Source organism: Cognatundibacterium aquatile (assembly GCF_014699135.1).
Taxonomy (GTDB): domain Bacteria; phylum Pseudomonadota; class Gammaproteobacteria; order Burkholderiales; family Burkholderiaceae_D; genus Undibacterium; species Undibacterium aquatile.
The window spans coordinates 144,292-164,434 of the sequence record NZ_JACOFT010000001.1; the positions used below are offsets into that span (position 1 = coordinate 144,292).

At 53.4% G+C, this 20,143-nt stretch carries 22 protein-coding genes; 17 read left to right on the forward strand and 5 right to left on the reverse strand.

The window, feature by feature from the left end:
• Positions 1-14: 14 nt before the first annotated feature.
• A complete protein-coding gene (locus H8K26_RS00650; protein ID WP_390366145.1) occupies positions 15-2,138 on the reverse strand; it encodes a S46 family peptidase in 2,124 nt (707 codons plus the stop codon).
• Between the two features lie 91 nt (positions 2,139-2,229).
• On the opposite strand from H8K26_RS00650, the gene H8K26_RS00655 reads away from it, so the two are divergent.
• From H8K26_RS00655 to H8K26_RS00685, 7 genes are all read left to right on the forward strand, one after another.
• The gene (locus H8K26_RS00655; RefSeq protein ID WP_190476590.1) at positions 2,230-2,604 is read left to right on the forward strand and encodes a hypothetical protein; all 375 of its coding nucleotides are present in this window, start codon (positions 2,230-2,232) and stop codon (positions 2,602-2,604) included.
• Positions 2,605-2,787: 183 nt separating this feature from the next.
• Positions 2,788-3,504 (forward strand): FRG domain-containing protein, encoded by a 717-nt coding sequence (locus H8K26_RS00660; protein WP_190476592.1) that lies wholly within the window; start codon positions 2,788-2,790, stop codon positions 3,502-3,504.
• Between the two features lie 20 nt (positions 3,505-3,524).
• Entirely contained in the window at positions 3,525-4,058 is a 534-nt protein-coding gene (locus H8K26_RS00665; RefSeq protein WP_190476594.1) for a GNAT family N-acetyltransferase, read from the forward strand.
• 3 nt (positions 4,059-4,061) lie between these two features.
• The gene (locus tag H8K26_RS00670) at positions 4,062-4,703 is read left to right on the forward strand and encodes a DUF2238 domain-containing protein (protein ID WP_190476596.1); all 642 of its coding nucleotides are present in this window, start codon (positions 4,062-4,064) and stop codon (positions 4,701-4,703) included.
• A complete protein-coding gene (locus H8K26_RS00675) occupies positions 4,696-5,076 on the forward strand; it encodes a hypothetical protein (RefSeq protein ID WP_190476598.1) in 381 nt (126 codons plus the stop codon). The genes H8K26_RS00670 and H8K26_RS00675 overlap by 8 nt, the downstream gene beginning before the upstream one ends.
• A 141-nt stretch (positions 5,077-5,217) precedes the next feature.
• Positions 5,218-5,586: a VOC family protein gene (locus H8K26_RS00680; protein ID WP_190476600.1), complete on the forward strand. Its 369-nt coding sequence runs from the start codon at positions 5,218-5,220 to the stop codon at positions 5,584-5,586.
• Between the two features lie 155 nt (positions 5,587-5,741).
• Positions 5,742-6,071 carry a hypothetical protein gene (locus tag H8K26_RS00685; protein ID WP_190476601.1) on the forward strand — a complete coding sequence of 110 codons (330 nt, stop codon included), beginning with the start codon at positions 5,742-5,744 and terminating at the stop codon, positions 6,069-6,071.
• A 92-nt stretch (positions 6,072-6,163) separates the two neighbouring features.
• On the opposite strand, the gene H8K26_RS00690 is transcribed toward H8K26_RS00685, so the two are convergent.
• Together H8K26_RS00690 and H8K26_RS00695 are read right to left on the reverse strand one after the other, a co-directional pair.
• Positions 6,164-6,754 (reverse strand): GNAT family N-acetyltransferase, encoded by a 591-nt coding sequence (locus H8K26_RS00690; protein ID WP_190476603.1) that lies wholly within the window; start codon positions 6,752-6,754, stop codon positions 6,164-6,166.
• Positions 6,705-7,781, reverse strand: coding sequence for a polymer-forming cytoskeletal protein (locus H8K26_RS00695; RefSeq protein ID WP_190476605.1), 1,077 nt, complete (start codon positions 7,779-7,781; stop codon positions 6,705-6,707). Before H8K26_RS00695 ends, H8K26_RS00690 begins: the two co-directional genes overlap by 50 nt.
• A gap of 376 nt (positions 7,782-8,157) precedes the next feature.
• Between H8K26_RS00695 and H8K26_RS00700 the strand changes: the two genes are divergently transcribed.
• The 5 genes from H8K26_RS00700 to H8K26_RS00720 all read left to right on the forward strand — a co-directional run bounded on the left by H8K26_RS00700 (position 8,158) and on the right by H8K26_RS00720 (position 12,732).
• Positions 8,158-9,402: a cytochrome-c peroxidase gene (locus H8K26_RS00700; protein ID WP_190476607.1), complete on the forward strand. Its 1,245-nt coding sequence runs from the start codon at positions 8,158-8,160 to the stop codon at positions 9,400-9,402.
• A 70-nt stretch (positions 9,403-9,472) separates the two neighbouring features.
• Positions 9,473-10,819 carry a hypothetical protein gene (locus H8K26_RS00705; protein WP_223826771.1) on the forward strand — a complete coding sequence of 449 codons (1,347 nt, stop codon included), beginning with the start codon at positions 9,473-9,475 and terminating at the stop codon, positions 10,817-10,819.
• 9 nt (positions 10,820-10,828) lie between these two features.
• On the forward strand, positions 10,829-11,365 hold the full coding sequence (locus tag H8K26_RS00710; protein ID WP_190476609.1) for an FMN-binding protein: 537 nt from the start codon (positions 10,829-10,831) through the stop codon (positions 11,363-11,365).
• Positions 11,362-12,180: an FAD:protein FMN transferase gene (locus H8K26_RS00715; RefSeq protein WP_223826772.1), complete on the forward strand. Its 819-nt coding sequence runs from the start codon at positions 11,362-11,364 to the stop codon at positions 12,178-12,180. Before H8K26_RS00710 ends, H8K26_RS00715 begins: the two co-directional genes overlap by 4 nt.
• A 63-nt stretch (positions 12,181-12,243) precedes the next feature.
• Positions 12,244-12,732: a DUF4405 domain-containing protein gene (locus H8K26_RS00720; protein ID WP_190476611.1), complete on the forward strand. Its 489-nt coding sequence runs from the start codon at positions 12,244-12,246 to the stop codon at positions 12,730-12,732.
• A gap of 43 nt (positions 12,733-12,775) precedes the next feature.
• Here H8K26_RS00720 and H8K26_RS00725 read toward each other — a convergent pair whose 3' ends face one another.
• Positions 12,776-13,258, reverse strand: a complete 483-nt coding sequence (locus H8K26_RS00725) for an SRPBCC family protein (RefSeq protein WP_190476613.1) — start codon at positions 13,256-13,258, stop codon at positions 12,776-12,778.
• A 118-nt stretch (positions 13,259-13,376) separates the two neighbouring features.
• On the opposite strand from H8K26_RS00725, the gene H8K26_RS00730 reads away from it, so the two are divergent.
• The 4 genes from H8K26_RS00730 (at position 13,377) to H8K26_RS00745 (ending at position 17,902) form a co-directional block, all read left to right on the forward strand.
• Complete coding sequence (locus H8K26_RS00730; RefSeq protein WP_190476616.1) at positions 13,377-15,410, forward strand: UvrD-helicase domain-containing protein; 2,034 nt, start codon at positions 13,377-13,379, stop codon at positions 15,408-15,410.
• Positions 15,411-15,549: 139 nt separating this feature from the next.
• Complete coding sequence (locus H8K26_RS00735) at positions 15,550-16,407, forward strand: CPBP family glutamic-type intramembrane protease (RefSeq protein ID WP_190476618.1); 858 nt, start codon at positions 15,550-15,552, stop codon at positions 16,405-16,407.
• A gap of 82 nt (positions 16,408-16,489) precedes the next feature.
• Positions 16,490-17,494, forward strand: a complete 1,005-nt coding sequence (locus H8K26_RS00740) for a TraB/GumN family protein (RefSeq protein WP_190476621.1) — start codon at positions 16,490-16,492, stop codon at positions 17,492-17,494.
• Between the two features lie 3 nt (positions 17,495-17,497).
• Positions 17,498-17,902 carry a hypothetical protein gene (locus H8K26_RS00745; RefSeq protein WP_190476623.1) on the forward strand — a complete coding sequence of 135 codons (405 nt, stop codon included), beginning with the start codon at positions 17,498-17,500 and terminating at the stop codon, positions 17,900-17,902.
• 94 nt (positions 17,903-17,996) lie between these two features.
• On the opposite strand, the gene H8K26_RS00750 is transcribed toward H8K26_RS00745, so the two are convergent.
• Entirely contained in the window at positions 17,997-19,205 is a 1,209-nt protein-coding gene (locus H8K26_RS00750; RefSeq protein ID WP_190476625.1) for a GIN domain-containing protein, read from the reverse strand.
• A 294-nt stretch (positions 19,206-19,499) separates the two neighbouring features.
• Between H8K26_RS00750 and H8K26_RS00755 the strand changes: the two genes are divergently transcribed.
• Positions 19,500-20,141, forward strand: coding sequence for a YcbK family protein (locus H8K26_RS00755; protein ID WP_190476627.1), 642 nt, complete (start codon positions 19,500-19,502; stop codon positions 20,139-20,141).
• The last annotated feature ends 2 nt before the right edge of the window (positions 20,142-20,143 follow it).

A 20,143-nucleotide genomic window follows, 5' to 3' on the forward strand; every position in this document is an offset into this window, starting at 1 on the left:
GCTGCCTACGCTGCTTATTTTGCCGGGTAACGTATCGTCATTTCTTTCAGCAGATTATCTGCATGATCGACTTCTTTCATCACCCACAACATGTAGCGGATATCGACATGAATCGCGCGTGTGATGGCGCTGTCGAAGTACCAGTCTTTGGTGATCGATTCATAAGTCGAATCAAAATTCAGCCCGACCAGTTCACTGTTTTTATTCATTACTGCTGAACCCGAATTACCACCGGTGGTATCTGCACTCGACAAGAAATTCACCGGTACTGTGCCGAGCACATTGTCTTTGAATACGCCGTAACGTTTTTCTTTAACAGCGGCCAGCAAACTTTCCGGCGCATCGAATGGTGTTTTACCAGTGTGTTTCTCAACGATGCCTTCTACCGTTGTGAATGGGCCTTTGCTGACGCCATCACGTGGGCTGTATGGTGCAACAGTGCCGTAAGTCACGCGGAGCGTGGAATTCGCATCCGGATACACAGGTTTGCCCTGCGATTTTTTCCATGCAATCACTGCCTGCATATATTGCGGAATCACCCGTTCCAGATTGCCATCGACTTCTTTACGGCGTTCTTCCAGTGACAGGCCGATATCATGCAGCTTCACTGCCAGACGGATAAATGCATCGTCCGATTGCTGGAATGCCGCCGCATCTTTTTTCAGCCACGCCAGACGCGTCGCGGTATTGCCGAGCTCAGACTGACGGTACAGCGCCGCGACCGATTCCGGTGTCGGCAGCAAAATATCCAGACCTTGCGGACGGAATTTGCTATCGAGTTTGTTATACCGTTGCAGCGCCGCCGTATAACGTGCCTGATCCACATTGCTCACATACGATTGTTCCAGACGTGCGAGGCGCGCCGAGATAAACGACACATCACGTTGCTGATAACCCGCTTTGCGCTCGGCATCTGGCTTGCTGCTTTCCAGCGCGAGGCGATACAAGGTGCGCGCATTTTTCAGCAAATCGCTGTTGGTCGCGACGCTCCAGGCAAACTCTTCTTCATTCAATGCCATATCGCTGGCGATCACCGCATCCAGCTCTTTCAGCAAACTCTGGTCAGCGCTGTGCTGACTGAACCAGCTGCGGAATTCGGCATCCTGCGCGTCTTTAATCGCGGCGATATCTTTACGCGCAAACCCGGCCAGCAAACCCTCGGTTTTTTTCAAACGATTGTTGATGCTTTTCGCCACGCTCGCATAACGCACTTCGGCATTCGCATTGCCTTGCGTTGCCGCTGCGATCACCGACAAATCAGATTTGTATTCCGCCACGCGCGCCGGATAGCTGGCGTCCCGCGCAAAGCGGATTTCTTCCGGCAATTTATAACGGCTGGTCGTGCCTGGATAACCCGCCAGCAAAATCGGGTCGCCATTTTTCAAACCCTGTGCCGACACCACCAGAAAATCTTTAGAGTGATACGGCACGTTATCCGCCGAAGGATCAGCCGGGCGGCCATCTTTACCGACATACGCGCGCAGGAAAGAAAAATCGCCGGTATGACGCGGCCATTCAAAGTTATCCACATCGCCGCCATAATTACCGATCTTGTCCGATGGCGCATACACCAGCCGCACATCGCGGATCATCATCTGACGTATCCGGTAATATTCCAGCCCGCGATGAAAACTCGGCACCGAGCAACGATACGCTTTATCCTGCTCACAATCCGCGATCAGCGCTTTGATACGGTTCTGCACATGCTCGTGGCGCTGCTTGCCCGACATCGCTGGCGTGGTACCGCTCAACACCTGCTCGGTCACGTTTTCCACTTTATCGGTGATATACATACGCGAATCCGGGCCGGCAGGTAATTCCTCAGCGCGGGTTTTCGCCAGAAAGCCATTGCTGATGTAATTTTTTTCTGCTGTCGAATTCCGTTGTACTGCGCCGTAAGCACAGTGATGATTCGTCACCACCAGCCCGCTGTCTGACACAAACGAGGCCGAGCAACCGCCCAGCGACACCATCGCACTCATCGGGTGCTTAGACAAATCCGCCAGCTTTTCTGCCGGAATCGTGATGCCTATGCGTTTCAGCTCCGCTTTTAATTGCGGCAACTGATGCGGCTGCCATTGGCCTTCATCGGCATAGCTCAGCGGGCTGCTGGCCAGACTCAGCCCGGCCAGTGCCAGACTCCATGCATACGATTGTTTCAACTTACTCTCCGTCTATGGTCAAAAGCGCCGGCACAGTGTGCAGCCAGCGCGTTGCAGGTGGGGGCGGGTGACCAGCGCTAAAAAAGTGTCAGATGCGATGCGAAAACAGTGTCTGGAAAACACCCAGATGCACACACGCAGCAACACACATCACATCAGAACAGCGCCGTACTCCGCTCATTATTATCGAATTGCGACTCCAGAACCAGACCCGCTGCAGCAGGAAAAGTTCCGGCAAAGAATGAAATTTGACAGATATCTTTACGACCGTAAAGAAAAAAAGGAAAAATTATTTACATTTATAAGGTGTGGCGTTGGTCAGTCAGATGGATTGAGGGGATGGTGGTGGAAGCGTGCAGAAAGCAATGTGCCCTGTACCATGCAGTTTTCAGTAGCGAAGCAGTTGCTGATAACACAAACGTTCCTGCGCCTGATCGAATAAACGGGGTTTTGGTGATGTCGGTGAGTGATGTTTTTGTTCATTTGCTTAAACTGTATGCCTAGTTTGAGCAAAGACAATAAGGCTGCATGCGGCTTTCAAGGTATTTGAAGAAAATTGTCTTTTTTAACATTCCAAGTTAAGCTTCATTTCTGTCAAATTAAATAAAAGTTAGGCCGCAGAACCATGACACCGAAGCATCTAACAGTAGGCAGTGTTGATCACATACATCAAATCTTCCGAGCTTACCGTTCACACGGGCGCACCGGGTGGTGGTTTCGAGGACAAGCCGACTCCAGTTGGCCACTTCTGCCAAAAGCCGGAAGATCAGAGTTTCACCTCCCAGGCGACCGATCTATAAAGCGCTTCAATACTTGGTGTAAGCAGGCCATTGCATATGACCAGAACTTACCGGACAACACCTGGGAACGTTTGGCAGTCGCACAACACTTCGGATTGGCAACATGTCTTCTCGATTGGACCGTCAACCCGTTAGTTGCAGTCTATTTCGCATGTTTCGAGCATCAAGACACTGAGGCGGCAGTTTACTGTTTTGATCCCAAAACGTTCGTCAATGAGAATGTACTGGACCTTGAGGAACTAAAATGCAACGGAATCGGATTCATTCCTCGCGCCATCTCTCAACGCGTAATTAACCAGCGCGCCGTATTCACGGTTCACCTCCCACCAACGGAGGAAATTAAAGTTCAAGCCAGTCCCGTGTTGACTGATCATCCCAATCTCGTTAAGTTGAGCATTCCGTCAACTCTAAAGGCGGACTTACTGAAGATGACAAGTGATTACGGCATAGACAGCGTTACGCTTTTCCCGGACTTGGAAGGCTTGTCAAAACACTTCAATTGGGAAACTAAGCTAATGAGCGCCAGGAAAACTGCGGCCTAATCACTCAACCGTCGGACACCATGAACATTCGAATTGCGACTCCTGCAGATGCTGAGCAAATCAGCTCGCTGATTATCGATCTCAGCACCCCTTTCTACACATCGCCCACACGCGCCGGTGCAGAACCGTTTTTGGCATCTGTTAATGCAGAAGCGCAATGTCGCAATTTGTCTGCATCAAACTTCTTGTATTACGTCGTCGAGTCACACGGTCAACTCGCTGGCGTTGTTGCGCTCCGGGATAATGCCCATCTCTTCCACCTTTTCGTCGCGTCATCGCTTCAGCGAACCGGCTTGGCCACGAGGCTCTGGAACATTGTCAAAGCCGAAGCCTTAGCTGCAGGTAACACAGGACAGTTCACGGTGAATTCCAGTCTTAACGCTGTCCCCGTCTATGAAAGATTTGGCTTCATCTGCACGGGCGAAGTCCAGCAGATGCATGGCATCTCATTTCAACCAATGCAGCTTCATGCAAACCCTCTTGGTGTCCAACCATCGCTTCTCGGTTATCCGTCGCCTGCGGCACCGGACGGTTCTCAATCTACTAAACGTTAGCCTATGCCCCGCACCCAAACCCTCCTTGTCGCTCTCTTCGTTCTGCTCGGCCTGTTGGCCTGGTCTGGCTGGCATCCTTATGACCGCGCCACGTGGCTGATGGAGGTGCTGCCGATATTCATCGTCGTGCCTGTGTTGATCGCAAGCTACACGCGTTTTCCGCTGACGCACTTGCTTTACATTTGTATTTTCGTGCATGCCGTTATTTTGCTGGTCGGCGGCGCGTATACCTATGCCAGAGTACCTTTTGGTTTCCAAATTGCTGAGGCACTTGGTCTGCATCGCAATCCATATGACAAGATCGGCCACTTCGCCCAGGGCTTTGTTCCGGCGCTGGCGGCGCGGGAAATTCTGCTGCGCGGCGGATATGTCCGTGCGGGAAAAATGCTGAGCTTTCTGGTGACCTGTGTTGTTCTCGCCATCAGCGCATCGTATGAACTCATCGAGTGGGCGGCCGCCATCTCGCTCGGGCAGGGCGCTGACGAATTTCTTGGTACTCAGGGCGATCCTTGGGATACACAATCCGACATGCTGTTCGCACTCATCGGGGCAGTTGTCGCACAAGCTGTACTGGCACGAACGCAAGACCGCCAGATAGTGCGCTTGCGAAACTCTGCATTTTCTTTTGAGGTGAACAATGGCTAAGCACCTGGCATCTGAAAAAATATTATGGCTCCCTGATGTAGAGGAGCATGACTATCCCGCAGCCGATTCTTATCTGAGAATTATCTACAACGATAAGAAAGTTGCTGACATGGTCGCCAGCCTCAGAAAGGCGGCTATCGTCAAGTTTAAATCCAAAGATATTTTCAGAGCATCGCAATTATCCTTGCTCGGCATCAGTAATTCCCACGTAGAGAAAGACAGAAAGAAAATCGCGAATGGCGTTGCCCTGTCGCCGCTGCTGCTGGTCAGAGATGAAAGCAACGGCAAAGTGATTATCGCCGATGGCTACCACAGGCTGTGCGCGATCTATGGATTTGATGAGGACGCGATCATCCGTTGTAAGATCATTTGATATGCGTCTAGCTAGCGTAGGGGGCGTTACACGCACCATTTCACCTGATCACTTATCCACATAGACATCACAATGACTTCCTACATTTCAAAATCAGTTCTTGGGCGACATGGGGTCGCCTGAATACATATCGGACCTATCATGACTCCAGCACTTAGCGTCATCATTATCTATGCGAAAGAGATGCAAAAAACGGCTGAGTTTTATCAGAAGTATTTTGATTTCGTTTCAACAGGAAAGGTTGTCGATGGCCTGATAGAGTTGACCGCACAGCACGGTGGCGCAAGTATCTTGATCCATCAGGCGGCAAAAAGTGTCAAGCTGGGACAAGCGGGCGTGAAGCTCATGTTCGATGTTGAGGACGTCGAAGCCTTCAAGAAAAAATCGCTGGAATTGGGTCTGCAGTTTGGAAGTACGCATATTGCGAATGGCTATTCTTTCTCGAATGCGAAAGACCCGGATAACAATTCTGTGTGTATTTCCAGTCGCGCTTTTCGTCAGCATAAATAAGCCACCCGTGACGACGTTTCCATCTCAAACGCGCAGCAAATGCCATGCATTACTCGTCTGCGCGTTATCTGCTATCTGCGCTGTATTTTGTAACGCAATATAAATACACGAACTAAATTTTCGCCTGATAGTCCATTCTTCTGTATTGAGTCTGAATGAAAGGCGTTGCAATGCAAAGGAAATGGGACAGGCATGAAATTCTGCAATTACTCACTTTGTCTGCTACGCTGGCGGGTCTGAGCATCACGGCGTTAACCATCTTCAAAAAACAAGGCGCAGACAGAATTGCCGTGACGATTGCCGACGATATACTGGCTGCGGTGTCATTGTTTTTTTTGTTGGCGACCTATTTATTTTTCTTTTCTTTGCGCACCAGAAATCCCTCGTTGGCTACGAAATTAGAGTTAATCGGCGACGTCATATTTTTGGTCGCATTAACCGGCATGGTCGCCACCGGTTTTATAATTTTGTACACCGTCTGGTAGTGCTGTTGGTGCGGGTGCGCGTCGTGTCGCACTTCACTCGCAGCGCGAGGGTAATTCATGAATTATATTGTCTTACTTATGTAAGGTGCGGGTTAAGTTTGGTACAAACTTACTAGGTTAATGGACATACAGAAGGTGGTCGTACTGGAATTATCATTATCTAGCAATTGAAACCCCAATTTTTCAAATAGGGATTTCCTTCGTTGTCCTTCGCATACGATGTTGATCCTTGTACCTAATGAAAATTGAGAAATTACACAACGCATTAATTCCGATCCAATTTTTCTTCCTTCAAATTCTTTTTGTACATACAGAAAATGAATGTGCGCTGGCAGTGGCAAGTCCGTCGCCGGGTGCTCGCTCTCCTTTTGCGCGACAACGAATCCTTCTTTCCTTTTATTGATGAAAACAACCTTTTGGTCTAAGGATTTCAACATTTGTGGTAATGAAAAATCTGAACGATTTTCGCTAAATAACTGAAAATTATCATTGATAAAATTCAGTATTTCAATGTCAGATTGCTTTGAAAAGTCGTAACTCATATTAGCGAGAGTAAGGTGTGCCGTGCGCACCATTTCAATGAGACCACAATATGCAAAAACGGGTGCGTCAGCTGCACCCGTTCTATTGTTTTTACTCTGCCAGCATTTCGCGTTTAACGCGGCGGGCGATTTCCCAGTCAAGTTCTTTATCGCGCTTTTTTTCCAGCGCGTCGATGTGGCGCAGTTTTTTGCCTTCGACAAATTCACCCGACAAAATCAGGCGCGGTTTGCTGTCGGCAGAGATCAGGCCTTGCGTTGCCCATGCCGAGCGTGGCAGGGTGGAGCCAGCGAAGATGCCGTAATCTTTGCCGCAGTGGATGCCTTTTTCGCCGATCACGGATTCACCGGCCTTGATGTATTTGGCGGCATACAGGGTGGCGCCGCTCGCGATCCAGCGGCCAGCGTGAATTTCGCCAAACAGGCTGCTGATTTCTCCTTTGGCGCGGATGCTGCCCCAGGCGCTGATGTCGCCCTGGCTGCCGATGCTGCCGGCGGCGAGATTGCCCTGACAGACGATTTCTCCGGCAAACAGGCTGCCGCCGGTCACGATGTCGGTTTCACTGAAAACTTCGCCCTGACAGTTGCAGTCACCGCTCACATAGACGCTGCTGGCTGCCAGATGACCGCCGACAAACTGCACTTCTGCCGCATCCAGATCATCGTCAAGCTGCAGGTTGCCCTGGCAGTCGAGATCGGCGCAGGATAAATAGCCCAGCCCCTGAATATCGCCGGAGCCGCCGGGCAGTTCGCTCTGCGCATGGCGCGCCAGAATCGCCGGGTGCACCAGCAGATCGATGAAGTTGTCTTCCGTCTTCAGTTTGCGCTGATCGAGTTCCAGCACGCGCGCCATCCATTCGGCGCTGCAGCCGGTTTTGACCAGAAACTCAACGTCGATATTGCCACCCGCATCCAGCGTCTGGCCGATGTACAGCGATTGCACCTGGATATCGCCGGTGACGGTGAGTTTGCCGAGGCAAAACACTTCTTCGGCAATCAGGTCGCCGTCAATCAGCAGATCACCCCCGACGATCAGCTGGGTCGTGATGGTGACGTCACCCAGAATATGCACATCGCCGGTGCTGGAAAACTGCTTGCGTTTGAGCGTTTTTGCCTGAACCGGCTCAGGAGCGGCAGGCAGGCTGGCGGAAGGGGCGGCGCGTCGGGTCATGGCAGGCTTTCATGAAAGAGGGGACGAGGGAATTTGCCCGCCATTATCCCAGACTCAGGGCGGAAATATGTGCCGATCGTGATTTTTCCGCGTTCATGGTGAACGGCTGCGCTGGCACAGGCGCCGCAGTTGGCGCTGCGCCCAGCCTGACAGCTTGCAAGAATGCGAAATCAGGGGCCATCAAATTGACGCAGAACAACAGATTTTGCTTTTTTGGGCTGAAAAGCATCAGTCTCAGCAGAAATTTTGACGGAATTGGATTTTTATAAAATATAATGACAATCATTCTCATTTGCTTTTATTGGTTTTAATCAGATTAACCCGGTTTCTGGCTGGTTACGGTTGATATCTTGCCTGCCATTTTTTCATGATGACTATGCGCTTTCCATTTCGTTTCACACATCAATCGCAGGCAACTGCCTCTTGCTCTTATCCCCGGCCAGCCGGGCTGGTGTTGCAGATCGGCCTGATTGCCGTGCTGGCAGCCTGTGGCGGCGGCAGCAGTGCCGGGCCAGCCGCGCAGCCAGCAGGAACTGGCATCAGCCCGGCTGCGCAAGTCGGTGAGAAAATTTTTAAGGATGTGAATTTGTCGGCGTCCGGCAAGATGTCGTGCGCAAGCTGCCACGATCCGGCAAATGCCCATGCGCAGAGCAATGATCTGAGCGTTCAGCTGGGTGGTCCGCAGCTGAATGTGCCGGGCTTTCGCGCTGTGCCGTCGTTGCGTTACCTGAATCTGACGCCTGCCTTTGGCTTTGACAGCGAAGGAAAAGCCAAAGGCGGCTTCACGCGGGATGGCCGCGCCGACACGCTGGCGGCCCAGGCTGCGACGCCGTTTCTGGCCGCGCATGAAATGGCAAACAAAGATGCGGCTGACGTCGTCAGTAAAGTACAGCAAGGCAGTTATGCCAATGAATTTAAAGCCGCTTTCGGCAGCACGATTTTCAGTAATACGGACAATGCGTTCGACCGCATTCTGTATGCCCTGCAGCAGTACCAGAAAGAAGATCCGGATTTTCATCCGTATGATTCCAAATACGACCGGTTTTTAGCGGGTCAGGCGGTTCTCAGCGACGCCGAATTGCGTGGTCTGGCCTTGTTCAATAATCCGGTCAAGGGCAATTGTGCGGCCTGCCACACCAGCAAGAAGGGTGCAGACGGTTCGGCACCGCTGTTCACCGATTTTTCTTATGACAATCTTGGTGTGCCGCGCAATGAGCGCATTCCGGCGACTGCCAATCCTGATTATTACGATCTGGGCTTATGCGGTCCTGACCGTACCGACCTCGCCAGCCGCACTGAACTGTGCGGCGCTTTCAAGGTGCCGACGCTGCGCAATGTGGCGACCCGCAAGGTATTTTTCCATAACGGGAAATTCAGCAATCTGCGCGATGTGGTGAATTTTTATGTCCGCCGCGATACCAATCCTGAAGAGTGGTTTCCGCAGATGGCAGACGGTACGGTCTGGAAATTCAATGATCTGCCGGCAGCCTACGTCGCCAACGTGAACACCAAGGAAGTGCCCTATAACCGCCAGCGCGGCATGGCACCGGCTTTAAGCCCGGGCGAGGTGGAGGATGTCTTGAAATTCCTCGGCACCCTGAATGACGGCTACCGGCCCTGAGCGGCTGCCTGACCTTGACGCATACCTTTACACAACATTACACAATACCGAAAACCATTACCGAAAGCCCATGATGATGACCAAAAAATACCTTGCCCGCAGCCTTTGCGCTACCTTGATAAGCACCGCTTTCCTCGCGCCTGCACAGGCGGGAGAAGCCGAGTTGCTGCAAAAAATCGAAAAACTTGCAGCAGAGCTTGCCGCGATCAAGGCTGAACTGGCGGCCACCCGGCAAAAAACAGAAGTCGTTGAGAAAAAGCAGGAAGCGATCAGCACGGAAGTCGCCCGGGTAGCGGCAGCGCCGGCAACGCCTGCCGCCGTGCCGGTCACTGAAGCGCAACTGGACGCATTGCGCAAAACCATGCAGCAGACCGTCATCAGCAGCTATGGCGAGATTGGCTACAACCGTCCGCGTAATGCCGCCAGCCAGGCGCAGACCGACGTTGCCCGCGCCGTCATCGGCGTGACGCACCGCTTCAGCGAGAAAACCAAAATGGTCGCGGAATTTGAATGGGAACATGCGATTGCCTCCAAAGGCGACAATGGCGAAGCGGCAGTCGAGCAGTTGTATGTGGAGCATGAACTGAAGCCGGGCCTGCAGGCGAAAGCCGGTCTGTTCCTGATTCCTACCGGGCTCCTGAACACCAGCCATGAACCAACTTCTTACTACGGCGTGCAGCGTAATTTCGTCGAGACAGCGATTATCCCGACCACCTGGCGCGAAGCAGGTATCGGGCTGTCCGGCACGCATGAAAACGGCTTCAGCTGGGATGCCGGCCTGACCACCGGATTTGACCTGACCAAGTGGGACGCCACTTCCGGCGATGGCCGCTCCTCACCGCTGGGTGCGATTCATCAGGAAGGGCAGCTGGCAAAATCCAAAGACCTGAGTCTGCATGGCGCGATCAACTGGCGCGGCATTCCGGGCGTGCTGCTGGGCGGCTCGGCTTTCAGCGGCAAGACAGGCCACGGCACCAGCGGTTTTGCTGCGAACGATGCACGGGTGACGCTGTGGGAAATGCATGGCCGCTATAACCCCGGCAAGCTCGACCTGACTGCATTGTATGCACGCGGCACTATCAGCAATACCGACGCTCTGAACCTGACATTCGTCGGCCAGCCGACGCCGGTGCCGTCAACGTTTGCCGGCTGGTATCTGCAGGGTGCGTATCAGGCATGGAAAAATGAAGATTACAGCCTGACGCCATTCATCCGCTACGAGCAGTTCAACACCGCAAAATCTTATGCGCCGGTACCGCAAGGATTGGGTGTCGCTGCGGCAGAAGATGAAAAAGTCACGACGATCGGCGTCAGCTTCAAGGTCGGCGAAGGTGTGGTATTCAAAACCGATTATCAGAAATTCCGGCTCGACAGCAGCCGTGACCGCTACAATCTCGGCGTTGGCTACTCCTTTTAACATTCTTTGATGCATCCTCTGACTCCTATCACACTGACGCTGCTGGCTGCTGCCAGCAGCAGCGCATTTGCGACCCAATATCTGACGGCAGAGCAGGCGCAGCAAACGATTTTTCCGGAAGCGAATCGTTTCAAACCCTTGCCGCTGCAGCTCAGCACTGAGCAGATGAAGCAGGTGGAAACGCTGGCAGGCTTGCCTGCGCGTTCGGTCTCGTGGCGCGTCACCGCTGCCTATCAGGATGAAAAACTGTTGGGCTACGTGGTGCTGGATGAGGTGATTGGCAAGTTTGAACTGATTTCGTATGCAGTCGGCCTGCTGCCGGATGCCAGTGTGCGGCAGATCGAAATTCTGGCGTATCGTGAAAGCCATGGATTTGAAATCCGCAACGCCAGCTGGCGCCGTCAGTTCGCCGGGAAAACCGCCGCACAAGGGATCGCGGTGGGCGAGGGAATTGCGAATATCAGCGGTGCTACCCTGTCCTGCACCCATGTGACTGACGGCGTGCGGCGGATTGCCGCCATTGCCCGGATTGCGCTGAAAAAATGATGCGCCGCGCCCAGCCCTGGTTGGGCACCCTGGTCGAAATCAGCCTGCCCGGCACCCTGCTGCAACCCAGTCTGCATGCGGGCTTTGAGGCGGCTTTTGAAGTCATGGCAGCGGTACACCATGCCATGAGTTTTCATGCGCCCGGCAGCGATATCAGCCGTTTCAACCGGGCGGCGACAGGCGCTGTGCTCCGGCTCAGTCCGCACACGGCGACGGTATTGCGCGCCGCGCTGGAAATGCAGCAGGCCAGCGGCGGTATTTTTGATATCCGCCTTGCAAGTCGTCTGGCAGCCTGCGCCATGCTGCCCTCGCCGGGGGTGCCGCCAGTGTTTGAGCCGGGTCAGCAGGCCTACCGGTTTCTGGATGCGCTGTGCGTGGAAAAATTGCGCAACGACTGGCTGGATGTCGGCGGCATCGCCAAGGGTTATGCTGTCGATGCAGCGCTGGCTGTTTTGCAGCAGCAGGGCATTTCGGATGCGGTGGTGAATGCCGGCGGGGATGTGCGCGTCATGGGGCAGCACCGGATTCAGTTGCGCGATCCGCAGCAGCCGTGGCAGGCAGCCGGAGACATCCTGGTATCAGATCAGGCGCTGGCGACTTCGGCCATGTATTTTTCACAGCAGACGGTGCAGGGGCAGGCTGGCAGCGCCTTATTTGACGGGCGTTCCGGCGTGTCGCTGTCGAGCCCGCACAGTTTCAGCGTGCTGGCAGATACCTGCATGGTGGCCGATGCGCTGACTAAAATCCTGGCCGCCACCGGTGATGCCGCGCACTCCTGTCTCGCCCGGTTTCAGGCAAAGGCGCTGATCCTGTGAACGGGCTTTGACCGGATGACCAGAGTACGGTCTGTTTTAAAATTTTTTACCTAGCTATCCGCCATGCGTACCCATAAACACAGTCTGCATCATCCATCCCTGCCTGCCGCTGCCAGGCCGCATTTCCGGCTGGAGCGCTGGCACCGCCGGGGCCTGTATCTGCTGTTTGCCATGCTGTTTGCCAGTGGCATCAGCTGGCTGGTGGCGCATTACTGGCTGCGGATGCCGGGAGAATTCGGAGAAAGCATCCACCCGCTGGAACACTGGTCCATGCAATGGCATGGCGCACTGGTAGTGCCGGTCAGCTTCCTGACCGGCAGCATGCTGTTCCAGCATATGCGCCGCGCGCACCGCGCCGCATGCAACCGCGGCAGCGGCTGGAGTATGCTGCTGCTGCTGTTCTGGCTGGCGCTGACGGGTTACGGTCTGTACTATCTGGCGAGTGAAAGCTGGCGGCCTTACTGGTCGTCAGCGCACTGGCTGGCGGGCTGCGCTTTGCCGCTGCTGCTGGTATGGCATATCTGGCTGGGACGCCGGAAAACGGCGCACTGATCGGCGCTGAGGGGACTCTGACGCCAGCGCCCCGTGCGGCGCTTTAGCTGGGCAGGGCGTCGAGCCGGCCAGTTTCTGCCAGCTCCCGGATGACCCGGATGGTGTCGATATCCGCTTCCTCATAAGCCGATTTGCGGTAATCGTTATACATTTCATTGACTTCGTCTTCCGCTTCGCTGGCGCCGTCTTCGTACACAAAGCGCACGAACAGACAGTCTGGCTGCGGTTCCTCGATAAGCATGCGCAGCGAAGACTGCGGAATATCGCCCTGTGCCGCAACGTCATAATGCACATGCTCCAGATGCACAAAGCTCACCGTATCGGTGACGCGCAGTTCGCCGTAGCGCAGCGTGCGCTGCATGCTGGCTTCGGTGCGGCCGGTAATCAGCGCTTCATCCAGATACGGGATAAACAGCTTGGGTGATTCCGCCCGCAGCACCAGGCCGCGCCATAGCTGCTCGCGGGTGATGGTGTCGGACAAGGGGTCGAGAATATCGTTGATTTCAACGAGATGTTCAAATTTCATGGCAGTGCCTCAGTAAGATATTTGCCTAGTTTACTCCCGTTGTCGCGGCGCCGGTGAAAACGGCGCTGACCCGGCGACCGGATACAATAGGGGTTGCCCAGCCTTTTTGTCAGCTTCTATGTCCCACGGTCTGAATACCCCGCAACGCAATGCAGTTAACTACATGGACGGCCCTTGTCTGGTGCTGGCCGGGGCGGGCTCGGGCAAAACGCGGGTGATCACGCAAAAAATCGTCAATCTGATCGAGTTGCATGGCTACGAGCCCAAGCATATCGCGGCGCTGACTTTTACCAATAAAGCTGCGCATGAAATGCAGGAAAGGATCGCCAAATTACTGGCCGAACCGCGTCAGGCCAAGCAACTGACGGTCTCGACGTTTCACTCGCTGGGCGTGAAAATTTTGCGCCAGGAAGCGCAGGCACTGGGGCTGAAAGACCGCTTTTCGATTATGGACAGCGACGATTGTTTTTCGCTGGTGCAGGATCTGGCGATCACCACCGACAAGCAATTAATCCGCCGCATACAGACCGCGATGTCGCTCTGGAAAAATGCGCTGATCACGCCCGAGCTGGCATTGAAACAGGCCAAAGATGACGACGAAGCCACGGCGGCGCGCATTTATGCGAGCTATGTCGCCACGCTGTCGGCGTATCAGGCGGTGGATTTCGATGATCTGATCCGGCTGCCGGTTGAGCTGTTCCGCAGCAATGAGCAGGTGCGCGACAAATGGCAGCGCCGTCTGCGTTATCTGCTGGTCGATGAATATCAGGACACCAATACCTGCCAGTATGAATTGGTGAAATTGCTGGTCACCGGCATCGGCAAAAAGCCGATGTTTACCGCCGTGGGTGACGACGATCAGGCGATTTACGCGTGGCGCGGTGCGACCATAGAAAATCTGAAAACGCTGCAAGTCGATTTTCCGGATCTGGAAATTATCAAGCTCGAACAAAATTACCGTTCCAGCACCCGCATATTGCAAGCGGCGAATGCTGTGATTGGCAATAATCCCAAGCTGTTTGAAAAATCGCTGTGGTCAGAACATGGCCTCGGTGATCCGGTCAAGGTGCTCGGCATGCAGGATGATGAGCAGGAGGCGGAGCAAGTCGCGATCATGATCTCGGCGCATCGCTTTGAGCGGCGCGCCAACTATTCCGATTACGCGATACTGTATCGCGGTAATCACCAATCGCGTGTGATCGAGCAGGCGCTGCGGCGCGAACGGATTCCGTACACCATTTCCGGCGGCCAGAGTTTTTTTGACCGTGCTGAAATCAAAGACATCATTTCGTATCTGCGCCTGATTGCGAATGAAGACGACGATCCGTCCTTCATCCGCGCGATCACCACGCCGAAACGCGGCGTCGGTCAGGCAACGCTGGAGGTGCTGGGTGCGTTTGCCGGGCAGTGGCAATGCTCGCTGTTCGCGGCGGTGTTCAAAGGCGGCATCGAAGCGAAACTAACTGATCGCCAACTGCGCCCGCTGCGCGAATTCTGCACCTTCATCAATCAGGTTGAAGCGCATGCCCACCGCGAAGGTCATGCCAGCGAATTGCTGGATGATCTGATGAAGGAAATTAATTACGAAGGCTATTTGTACGACAGCTTCGATGACCGCGCCGCGCAAAACAAATGGCAAAACGTGCTCGATTTTACGCAGTGGCTGAAAACCAAAGGCAGCGGCGGTAAAGACGGCACTGACGATCACCGCAGCCTGCTCGATCTGACGCAGATGGTGGCGCTGATGTCGATGATGGAAGGCAAGGACGAAGAGCCTGATGCGGTGCGCATGTCCACCTTGCACGCGTCGAAAGGGCTGGAATATCCGCACGTGTTTCTGGTCGGCGTCGAAGAAGGCATTTTGCCGCACAAAGGCGACCCCGATACGCCGATAGAAATTCTGGCGGCACGCATAGAAGAAGAGCGTCGTCTGATGTATGTCGGCATCACACGCGCGCAACGCAGCCTGCACATCACTTGGTGCAAAAAGCGCAAACGCGCAGGTGTGCCCGTACATTGCGATCCATCACGCTTTATTAAAGAAATGAAACTCGACGAAGGCGACGCCGTTCCCACCGAAGCGGAAGCCCTGACGCCGAAAGAACGGCTCGCCAATCTGAAAGCTTTATTGAGTCAACCTAAATCAGAGTAGTTGGTATTTCGGTGCGATATCGTGCGTTGCTGATGCAGAAAAATGCCGGACAAATGCCTTGAATTTTGTTGACTAAAATAAAACAAAAAAAGAGAATGCTTCAGCGCAATGATGTGCGCAGCATTTTTTAAAGGGCGCTATGTCGCAAGTGTTAACTGAAAATACAAGCCCCGCCGGTTCTGGCGATCATCAGGCTCCAGAAATGATTCTCGCCAGTAATGGCAGCGTTGGCCTACCTGGTCTGGCGGTGAAGCAAACAATAGCGCATACCAATGAGCAGGCAATAAGTTCTGCCGATTTTGACTGGCGTCGCGAACTGCGTGAACTGATCGCCTTTTTGCGTAAGCCCGTGCGCGGACATGCAAAGGTACTGACACTCAGACAAGGATGGCGGCGCATCGCGTTGATGCTGGCGCTGAATTTCTGCTTTATCGTTATCGTGACTTTACCAATCGACGCAGCGCTATATCATTGGGCTGGTCTTGAGGAGTCCGTAAAGAGCGACGCAACAAAAATCTCCCAATGGGTGATCGCCGTCTTGATTGCACCTTTGGGCGAAGAGTTGGCTTTCAGAGCTGGTTTACGGCAGGTAAAGTACAGCTTGTTTGTTGCCCCTGTGCTGATAGCATTGCTGAATGCGGACAAAATGCTTGCCCTGATCATGGCTGGTATATTGCTGAGCATTGCCGCTGCGGATGTGATACGTTTGCGATATACCGCCTCTGCTGTCAGCATTCGTTTTGTGCGTAGCCGCGCATTTATCCGACGTTATCCCTATGTTTTCTGGATGTACGCCATCAGTTTTGGCCTGGTGCACATTTCCAATTTATATTCTACAAATGGTCGTGATTATTGGCTGGTCTTTGCCGTGAGCTCACAACTATTTGGTGGTGCATTGCTTGGCTATCTGCGATTGCGACAGGGTTTGCGCAGCGCAATCGCGTACCATGTATTGTTCAATGCAGTGTGTTTATGTGCTGAGTTATTGTTTCCTTAGTGGCACATTCTGCCCGCGACAGGAAAAGAGATAGCAGGTGCGTCAGTTGAGGTGCACTTTACCGACATTTTTTAATGGGAAAATGATGATGAATTTTTTGTTGTTGAATCAGGGATTGAAGCGGGTCGCATCGGTGGTCGTTACCGCGCTGATTGCCACCCACGGTCTCGCCCTGGCTGCAGATGACACGCCCGCTAATGGCATTATGTGGGAAGTGAAATCGGCGATGAATACCGCGTATTTATTTGGTTCATTTCACCTCGCCAAAGCCAGCTTTTATCCTTTGCCTGCCGCAGTACAAAACGCGTATCAACAAGCCGATACGCTGGCGGTGGAGGTGGACGCCAGCGACCCGCAATTCAGTCGTAAGTTGATTCCTTTGCTGTCTTATGCCGCGCCGGACAAACTGGAAAATCATCTGCAGAAAGCGACCTGGGAAAGCATGCAGAAGTTGTTGGGGGCTTCCGCCGCGCAGTTTCAGAGCCTCAAACCGGCGATGGTGGCGACTGGCCTGATGATAGGCGTGGTGGCGCAGCAAGGCTATGATCCGGCGCAGGGCATCGACCTGCACTTCATCAAAAGGGCAAAGAAAGACGGCAAGCAACTGGTGGAATTAGAAAGTCTGGAATTTCAGGCGCGTATGCTGGGCGGCTTGAGTGATGAAGATGGCGATGCGATGCTGTCGCAGACTTTACACAGCCTCAGCAATGGCGATGCCGTGCGCGATACGGCTCTGATGGTGCAGGCATGGAAAGCCGGTGATGCCGAGGCGTTGGCGACGATACTGGAAGAAACGGCGAATAAAGATGCCGGTTCGCGCAAGATCATGAAGCTCTTGCTTGATGACCGCAACCCCGCGATGGCAGATCAGATCGTGGCCTTGATGAGCGCGGGAAAAAAAGTGATGATCGTGGTCGGTGCCGGGCACATTACCGGTAAAAACAGTATTACGGATTTGCTCAGGCAACGTGGTTTGCAGGTACGTCAGATGAAGCCTGAAATCGGTGCGCTGAACGTTTCATCCGCAACGACAGCCACAACCGTTACCGCGTCCACCGCAGTTTCAGCAACCGCACAAAAAAAGTAAGGCATGACATTGAAGGCTTTATCCACAGAAAAAAATTATCCTGATCTGCCATGGATTTCACTGGAATCGGTCAATGATGTCGAGGCCTGGCTGGATTTGTATGATCGCGAATTGCAGCAACTCGCGGGTAAAAATCCACAGGCCGGTTATGGCGTGTGTTTTACCTTATTGCACGGTGGCGAAGTGTATCTGCACACCAATAGTGACGGCGATATTTTGCTCGATGTGACGCCGGATGCAGCGTGGGTGACACCGGTACTGACTGCCGTGACACAAGTGTCGCCCCCGCGTGGGCAGATCTGGCTGGTGCCGGGGCAGGTGCTGATGCAACTGATACTGGGCTTGAATAGTCTGATTGCCACCAGCCGTCTGGTGGTGCAACATGAATACCGGATTGTAAAGCGTTGAGCTTGTACGTTGAGCTTGCAATGTGGCGTAAAAAAAGCCTGATCTGACACGATCAGGCTTTTTCATTTCTGCGTCAGTATCTTCGTTATAAAAATCAGCTGACAACGCCGTTGCGATCTACCTTCACTACGCGTGAGCCGCCCGCTTTTTTGACATTCACCTGTGCTTCGCAATTGCCGGTAACTTTGACGCTGGCGGTATCGAGTAATAAGTCCTGCGCGCGCAGATCACCTGTACCGCTGAGTCTGGCGGTCAGTTTTTTTGCCGTGCCATCAATAGTGACATCACCGCTGCGCGACATAATCAGCTCAGCGAGCGTCGCATTTTCCAGCGAGGTATGCAGATTGCCGGAGCCTGACAGGTCTGCCTTCAGACTTTGGCGTATGTTGTTAATGCGCAGGTCGCCGCTGCCATGGCTTTCGATGCGTACATCATCGGCGCTGAGCTGGCTGGCTTTGACTTCGCCGGAACCACGCAGATTGAGATTGAGCACTGCAATATGACCATGCAAGGCCAGATCGCCGGAGCCATTGAGCTGGATATTTGCCAGCGCTAATTGCGAGCTGTCGATATCGAGATCACCGGAGCCGGACGCATCAACCTGCAACTGTTGCATATCACCGTGCAGACTGATGTCGCCGGAACTGTTGCGGTGAATGTTGGCGGAGGCATTTTGCATCGCATCGACTTTCAGGCTGCCGTTGCCATGCACTTCGGCAACGAGGGCACCGGTCAACTGATGCATTCTGACATCGCCGGAACTGCGCATATTGACGTTGGCGCTGCCTAACTGTAATTGCCGCAGATCGATGTCGCCGCTGCCGCTGACGCTGAGATCGAGTTGTTTGATTTGCCCGCTGACTTTGATGTCGCCGGATGAAGTTTGCGTCAGTTCAAATTTCTCTGCCTGGATATTGTTCAGCTCGATATCGCCGCTGCCAGATTGCAGCAATTGTTGCAGCTGATTGGCACTGATGCGGATATTCCCTTGCGGGCTGCCGCCTATCGTGACCGTCACATTTTTTTTGCGGATGATCAGGCGCTGGTTTTCGACCACGGTTTCTATGTCCGGCAGCAATTTTTCATCGGCGGTGATTTCCAGTTCCGGTTGTCCGGATGTAATCACGAGATCGAGAAAACTGCGGTTTTCTATACTGGTAAAGGCGGTCAGCGTTCGTTTTTCGGTGATGGCTTTACCGCCGTTGATGGTTTTGCCGTTGCTGATATGTTTGCCGTCAATCTGGATGTCGCATCCGGCGAGCATCAGGATGAACAGGCTGGTCCAGGTGATAGATTTGAGCATGATATGAATGTGATCAGTAATAGGTCGTACACAGGACATACGCAAAACTACCCGCTGGCGTGACGGCTTGACGCTGCGCACCAGCGTTTCCGGTGCTGCTTTCGTCGCCTATTTAGTCGGATCAATTTTGCAACAGGATGAAGTGTAATCTGAAAACTCCGGAGCGCATCAGCTGTTTGCGACAGAATGCAGAATCAGGATTATCAACGGTAAATTTTACAGATAGATTCACATCTGTCAGCCAGAGAAGTACACTATCTGTATAAGAACTTCACCAACGGATTTATCAGGCTCATGACAACCCGCCGCCACATACTCAAAAGTAGTTTAGTTCTGACCACACTTGGTTTATTTCGTGAAACGGCCTTCGCAAACGGCAATGACAGCAACGCTGGAAAATCGACGCAATTAGCACCGCCGCCGGATTTATTCGATTCACAGGCACTCGATCTGGATTTCTGGGTCAAGCCGCGCACCCTCGATCTGGTGCGGCCGCAATCCGGCGAACGCAGCAAATTACTGTACTGGAAAGACGGCGAGATGATTGATTCCGCGTATCAGGAATTGTGTCACTTACTGCGCGATGTGAATGGCAAAAAATCGGCACCGATGGACCCGAAATTACTTGAAACGCTTTGGGCAACACAAGCCTATATCGCGCGCTTCGGCATGACCAAGCCGCTGGAAATTTTATCTGGCTACCGCACACCGGAATCGAATAAGCGCCTGATAGAACAGGGTGTGCCGGCTGCGCGTAAATCCTTGCACATGGATGGCAAGGCGGCCGACATCCGCATTTCACAGTTGCATGAAGAAGTGCTGGGCGGTCTGATCAGCAGCTTCCGTCAGGGCGGCGTCGGCTTTTATTATCGTGCAACGGCAAACGGTGGCTGGATACATACCGACACTGGTTTGCAGCGCAGCTGGAAAGGCTGAAA